The 6,869-nt window shown below is 43.8% G+C and carries 4 protein-coding genes; all 4 read left to right on the top strand.

What is annotated here, in order from left to right:
• The first annotated feature begins 655 nt into the window (after positions 1–655).
• Entirely contained in the window at positions 656–1,075 is a 420-nt protein-coding gene (ruvX, locus tag L2703_RS18785) for a Holliday junction resolvase RuvX (protein ID WP_248972551.1), read from the top strand.
• 984 nt (positions 1,076–2,059) lie between these two features.
• The gene (locus tag L2703_RS18780) at positions 2,060–2,917 is read left to right on the top strand and encodes an HAD-IIB family hydrolase (protein WP_248972550.1); all 858 of its coding nucleotides are present in this window, start codon (positions 2,060–2,062) and stop codon (positions 2,915–2,917) included.
• Between the two features lies 1 nt (position 2,918).
• A complete protein-coding gene (locus L2703_RS18775; protein ID WP_248972549.1) occupies positions 2,919–4,139 on the top strand; it encodes a glycosyltransferase family protein in 1,221 nt (406 codons plus the stop codon).
• Positions 4,140–4,148: 9 nt separating this feature from the next.
• Entirely contained in the window at positions 4,149–5,891 is a 1,743-nt protein-coding gene (locus L2703_RS18770; RefSeq protein ID WP_248972548.1) for a sugar phosphorylase, read from the top strand.
• The last annotated feature ends 978 nt before the right edge of the window (positions 5,892–6,869 follow it).

Raw genomic sequence — 6,869 nt, 5'->3', positions numbered from 1 at the left:
CGTGACTTCGTCACTGCTAGGTTCTAGGGCAACCTTTGGTCTGCTAGGACGCTACGCTGCTCGATTACGTCGTTCCGGTAACGCTGTTAAAGCCGGAACCCAGGTGTTCGCTTTTATTTGTTTAACAGTAGAGCGCTGCGCTTCTAGGTTCTAAGGCGCTACGCTGCTAGGACGTGACTTCGTCACTGCTAGGTTCTAGGGCAACCTTTGGTCTGCTAGGACGCTACGCTGCTCGATTACGTCGTTCCGGTAACGCTGTTAAAGCCGGAACCCAGGTGTTCGCATTTATTTGTTTAACAGTAGAGCGCTGTGCTTCTAGGTTTTAAGGCGCTACGCTGCTAGGACGCTACGCTGCTCGATTACGTCGTTCCGGTAACGCTGTTAAAGCCGGAACCCAGGTGTTCGCTTTTAATTGTTTAACAGTATAGCGCTGCGCTTCTAGGTTCGAGGACGCTTCGCTGCTAGGACGTGACTTCGTCACTGCTAGGTTCTAGGGCGACCTTTGGTCTGCTACGCTGCTCGATTACGTCGTCCCGGTAACGCTTATAAAGCCGGGATTAAAGCATTCGAGGACGGGGCCTAGAACCTAGAACCTAGAAGTCCGCTCTCTGGCGAGCGAGCTCCTAACCCCTAAAAACAACGCAAAGAGAAAAACATGCAACCACAGACGGTATTAGGGTTTGACTATGGCACCAAAAGTATCGGTGTCGCTATTGGGCAAGCTATTACGGCAAGTGCAACCCCCTTGCTGTCAATTAAAGCAGTAGACGGTATCCCTAATTGGGGCGACATTGAAAAATTGCTTAAAGAATGGCAGCCAGATTTAGTGGTTGTTGGATTACCCTTAAATATGGACGGAACCGAGCAAGAGATGACGCAACGGGCACGTAAATTTGCCAACCGGATCAATGGCCGCTTTGGTGTCAAGGTTGCCACACAAGACGAACGCCTCACAACCGCAGATGCCAAAGCAAGGCTGTTTGAGCTCGGTGGTTTCAAAGCACTCACAAAAGGTCAGGTTGACGCCGTTTCTGCGGTATTAATCATTGAAAGCTATTTCGAAAGCCAGTATTAATGCGACATGGTATGAGTTGTCAGGTCAACGGACGTAAAATACATATTGTCCGTTGAACATCTCAAGCGCTACACTTTGCACCATTCTTTTCAGTGTTTCACAAATCTTTTCAGTATTTTACCATTCCTAGGGTCTGTTGATCTTTCAAGGTTATTTTTGCAGCGAATTGTTGGTCTTTACTCATATACAAGTGCGCGGCAGAGACTTTGAGGTGTAGTTATTCTGCATAAAAAGTCGATAACGCAGTAAAATGACCAACAAACGCTGCCCACAGGGTTCGGCTAAAAACGTTTTACTCTTTGTTGAATAGATTTTGCTTAGGTTGCTAGGCTTCAATCCATTCGCCTCGATTAAAACGTTTTTAACTCGAACGAAATTCAACCAGCAAAGATCAACAGACCCTAGTTTTAATCATTAACGTATAACCACTAAGCCTTTGTGATTCCTTTCTTATTTTAAGCGATCTTTTTAATGACTTATTTACATTAAAAGGCGTGCTTTAACATTGATTCCTGCGCAGCAATGTTGCACCGATATGGTGCAAATTAATTCCCTTATGGCACAAAATTTGTTAATAACAGCAAATTGTGAACGGCACGCCTCCAAAAATAGAACAAATAAAAACCTAAAAATTCAGTGGTTAATGGGCATGTTGAACCATATTTGGGCAATGTGTATTGGGCTGGCACATATCCTGAATCAGTTAATTAACCTCAACTCTGGATAAGAGATGTATTGATAACGATATAAATCAATAGATTGACTAAAATCCACTGTCAAGCTTGTGATTTGTTTTGCTAACAAGGCGAATTAACGCGTCAATAGCTAGCCTATTGCAAGTTAATTCAACGCAGTGAGGAAGGCAAAGGACTGCTTGAAAGGCGTTTGTTATCCAGAGCTGAGGTTAATTATCAATAAAGCAGAACGTTAAAGCGTAAGCGGTACTTGTGCTTTATCCCGTATTAACATGTAAAGGGACTCAATATGACATCCAGACCACTGATTTTCACTGACATCGATGGGACGCTACTCGACCATTTTGATTACAGTTTTAACCATGCTATTGACGTAATCGAAGCGCTCAATGAACGTCATATCCCCATTATCGCCAATACCAGTAAAACCTTTGCAGAAATGGAAAAGTTGCAGCAAACCATCGGCATTAACTCGCCGTTTATTTCAGAAAATGGTGCTGTAGTGTACATCCCAATTGGCTATTTTAGTGAGCAACCACAAGGCACATTTGAACAAGGGTACTACTGGGTAAAAGAATTTTGCCCACCTCGTCAGCATTGGCTTGACTTGTTGTCTCAACAAGCCGTTGAGTTTGAAGATGAATATATTGGTTTTTCATCGTTTAGTGTTGAAGAACTATGTGAAGTTACCGATCTTGCGCCAGACAAAGCGCGCCTTGCGTTAGTTCGACATTATTCTGAACCGTTACTATGGCAAGGGGATGAAAAACGTAAACAAGAATTTATCGACTACATGACAGCATTAGGCGCTCACATGTTACAAGGAGGGCGTTTCTTGCACATTGGCGGTGAAAGCGACAAAGGTAAAGCGATGAACTGGCTAGCCCAAGTCTATGCAAAGCAATACCAAAGTGCAGTTACCACCATTGCTTTGGGCGACAGTGGTAACGACAGCGCCATGCTAGAAGCGGCCGACATTGCCATTCAAATTAAATCGCCAACCCACGAATTTCCAGTGCTGAGAAAAAAACAAACCATTAAAAGCCAAGAGTGTGGTCCCAAAGGCTGGGCCGAATGCATCACTGCAACGCTACTGACTCCATCCCAAGCTAACACCAGCAACCCCATCTCTTTAGGAGGCGTATAATATGGCCGATTTTTATCAAAATGGCATTGTAACAACAATGCACAATCTTACCCGACGCACTCACGAAGAGCTCGAACAAGACTTAATTAAATTTTCAAAAACACGACCACTGGGCCTCATTTTACCTTCTTTATTTTCAGAGTTAGAGGGCGACGCCCTAAAAGGCATTGTGGCTAACCTTAAAGATGTTCCCTACCTGTCTGAGATTGTTATCGGCCTAGATCGCGCAGATGAAGCACAATATAAACATGCTCTGCAATTTTTTGCCGAGCTTCCTCAACATCATCGAATTTTATGGAACGATGGGCCACGCTTAAAAGCACTTGACGCCAAATTACAAAAGCTCGGGCTTGCACCAACAGAGTTGGGCAAAGGGCGAAATGTGTGGTACTGCATGGGCTATATTTTAGCGTCTGGAAAATCAGAGTCTGTCGCCTTGCACGACTGCGATATTGTCACTTACGAAAAGTCATTATTAGCACGATTGCTCTACCCAGTAGCCAATCCACAATTTAACTATGCTTTTAGTAAAGGCTATTACGCACGATTATCAGACGGAAAAATTAACGGTCGAGTATCACGTTTATTGGTAACCCCATTAATTAAAGCCCTTAAAAAAGTGGTCGGCTACAATGAATATCTCGAATACATGGACAGCTTTCGTTATCCATTAGCCGGTGAGTTCTCGTTTAGACGTGATGTATTAACCGACCTGCGCATCCCCAGTGACTGGGGGTTAGAGATTGGTGTGCTGTCAGAAATGCAGCGTAATTATGCCCATAATCGTATTTGTCAGGTCGACATTGCCGATAATTACGATCACAAACACCAAGATTTATCGCTCGACAACGAAGAAGCCGGTTTATCAAAAATGTCGATTGATATCACCAAGGCATTTTTCCGTAAATTGGCCACTCAAGGTGAAACCTTTAGCACAGAATCATTTAGAACGTTAAAAGCAACTTATTATCGTGTCGCCCTCGATTACGTAGAAACATACCACAACGATGCGCTAATGAATGGTTTAACAACAGATATTCACCTAGAAGAAAAAGCAGTAGAAATGTTTGCTCAAAACATTGTTACCGCCGGACAACGATTTTTAGACAACCCCATGGAAACCCCATTTATGCCAACATGGAGTCGGGTCGTGAGTGCCATGCCAGATGTATTAGAACAACTTAAAGCCGCAGTCGAGGCCGATAACGCAGAGTTTAGCTAAGGATTTTTTATGTCAGTAATGGACGGATTAAAACAAAAGCTGCAACATCAACTTGAGTGCATTTACAAGGATATCGACCTTGATACCCCCATCGCCACCCTGGCAGAGCAACTCGTCGCAATCATGCGGATCACCGAGTTTAGCCAAATACCAGAACCCTTTGCCAACCACTGGTCTGAAAAAGACACCATTATGATCACCTATGGCGACAGCGTTGTGCAGCAAGGTGAGCGGCCACTAACAACCTTGTCACAGTTTATCGACAGTTATGTAGGGTGCATTAATGGCGTGCATATTTTGCCGTTTTTTCCGTACAGTTCAGATGATGGTTTTGCTGTAATAGACTATTCGACCGTTAACGAAAGCCTAGGCGATTGGGCTGACATCAGCGCCATTGCCAGTAAACGACGCTTAATGTCTGACTTAGTCATCAATCATTGTTCAAGCCGCAGCCTGTGGTTTGAAAACTTCTGCAAAGGTGAAGGCCCAGGCCATGATTACTTTTTTACCGCCCAACCAAGCGATGAGTTAACCGAGGTTGTTCGGCCCCGTACCTCAGCTTTATTAAGGCCAACAGAAACCCCAAGCGGTACGCAATATGTTTGGGCAACATTTAGTCATGATCAGGTTGATTTTGATTTTAGAAACCCTAACGTGCTTATCGAATTTGTTAGCATTATTCGCCAATATTTAGATGCTGGCGTGAGTATTTTTAGGCTAGATGCCGTCGCCTTTTTGTGGAAAGTCGTTGGCACTAAATGCATTAACTTGCCGCAAACACATGAGGTTATACGTTTACTGCGCACCTTAATTGAACACGCGCAAAACGATGCAATGATCATCACCGAAACCAATATTCCTAATACGCAAAATCTTACCTATTTTGGTAATGCCAACGAAGCCCATTGTATATATAACTTTTCACTGCCGCCATTACTCATCAACACCCTCATTACTGGCAACTGTTTGTACTTAAAGCGTTGGTTAATGAGCATGCCACCTGCACAAGATGGCACCACTTATTTTAACTTTATCGCCTCCCACGACGGCATTGGTTTACGCCCAGCAGAAGGGTTACTAGACGATGATGAAATACACACTCTTGTAGACACCATGAAACAATTTGGTGGGCAAATATCGTCCAGAACCAGCGAAACTGGCGAGCAAAAACCGTACGAAATGAACATAGCCTTATACGATGCGCTGCAAGGCACAACCAAAGGCAAAGACTTATGGGGCATGCAACGTTTTATGTGCGCACATGCCATCATGTTGGCACTAGAAGGGATCCCAGGCATATACATACACAGTTTGCTAGGCACCCGAAATGACTACGAAAAACTGGCCAATACATCTCATAACCGTTCCATTAATCGCCATCGTTGGGAGCTAGATAACTTAAAGCAACAGTTAAGCGATGCTCAAAGCACCCACAGCCAGGTGCTATCGGCCATGACTAAACTGATTAATATCCGCACCCAACAAATCGCATTTCATCCAAACGCTACTCAGTTTACCCTGCATTTGGGTTTACAACTCTTTGGATTTTGGCGCCAAAGCCGTAACCGTAAACAAAGCATTTTTTGCATCAGTAACGTATCAGACCAAGTGACCGACTTGCCAATTAATGAGTTAAACCTTGTCATATCAGAATTTTGGGTAGATTTACTCAGTGGCAACGAAATAAAAGACATCACCCAAACCATACAGCTGCAGCCATATCAAACCGTATGGATCAGCAATAAAGCCTAGTCAAAAGAAGGGCCTAGGACCTAGGCGCTAGAATCTAGGGCCTAGGACGCTTCGCTGCTCAACTACGTCGTTCCGGTAACGCTGTTAAAGCCGGAACCCAGGTATTTGCTTTTAATGATTTACCAGAAGGACGAGTCGCTGCTCAATTACGTCGTTCCGGTAACGCTGTTAAAGCCGGAACCCAGGTGTTTGCTTTTAATGATTTACCAGAAGGACGAGTCGCTGCTCAATTACGTCATTCCGGTGATGCTTTTAAAGCCGGAATCCAGGTGTTAGCTCTTACGTGTTTAACCTTAAAATCTAAAAGTATTAAATATAAATAAACAGAAACACCTGGATCCCCGATACAAGCACTCGAGGATGACGAGCGGTTTGAATATTCAAACACTGCCCACTACTCCGTCGTTCCGGCAATGCTGTTGAGCCGGAATCCAGGTGTTAGCTCTTACGTGTTTAACCTTAAAATCTAAAAGTATTAAATATAAATAAACAGAAACACCTGGATCCCCGATAAAAGCATTCGAGGATGACGAACGGTTTGAATATTCAAACACTGCCCACTACTCCGTCGTTCCGGTAATGCTGTTGAGCCGGAACCTAGGTGTTAGCTCTTACGTGTTTAACCTTACAATCTAAAAGTATTAAATATAAATAAACAGAAACACCTGGATCCCCGATACAAGCACTCGAGGATGACGAACGGTTTGAATATTCAAACACTGCCCACTACTCCGTCGTTCCGGCAATGCTATTGAGCCGGAATCCAGGTGTTAGCTCTTACGTGTTTAACCTTACAATCTAAAAGTATTAAATATAAATAAACAGAAACACCTGGATCCCCGATAAAAGCCCTCGAGGATGACGAATGGTTTGAATATTCAAACACTGCCCACTACTCCGTCGTTCCGGCAATGCTGTTGAGCCGGAATCCAGGTGTTAGCTCTTACGTGTTTAACCTTAAAATCTAAAAGTATTAAA

It is taken from the genome of Shewanella basaltis (assembly GCF_023283885.1).
Classification (GTDB): Bacteria; Pseudomonadota; Gammaproteobacteria; order Enterobacterales; family Shewanellaceae; genus Shewanella; species Shewanella basaltis.
The sequence above is the reverse complement of the archived record's forward strand: the minus strand, read 5'-3'. Positions and strand labels throughout refer to the sequence as shown.

What these genes read in the sequence shown, in the direction of transcription:
- L2703_RS18775 (WP_248972549.1), top strand. Translation starts at nt 2,919, where the DNA reads ATGGCCGATTTTTATCAAAATGGCATTGTAACAACAATGCACAATCTT.
- L2703_RS18770 (WP_248972548.1), top strand. Translation starts at nt 4,149, where the DNA reads ATGTCAGTAATGGACGGATTAAAACAAAAGCTGCAACATCAACTTGAG.
- L2703_RS18780 (WP_248972550.1), top strand. Translation starts at nt 2,060, where the DNA reads ATGACATCCAGACCACTGATTTTCACTGACATCGATGGGACGCTACTC.
- ruvX (WP_248972551.1), top strand. Translation starts at nt 656, where the DNA reads ATGCAACCACAGACGGTATTAGGGTTTGACTATGGCACCAAAAGTATC.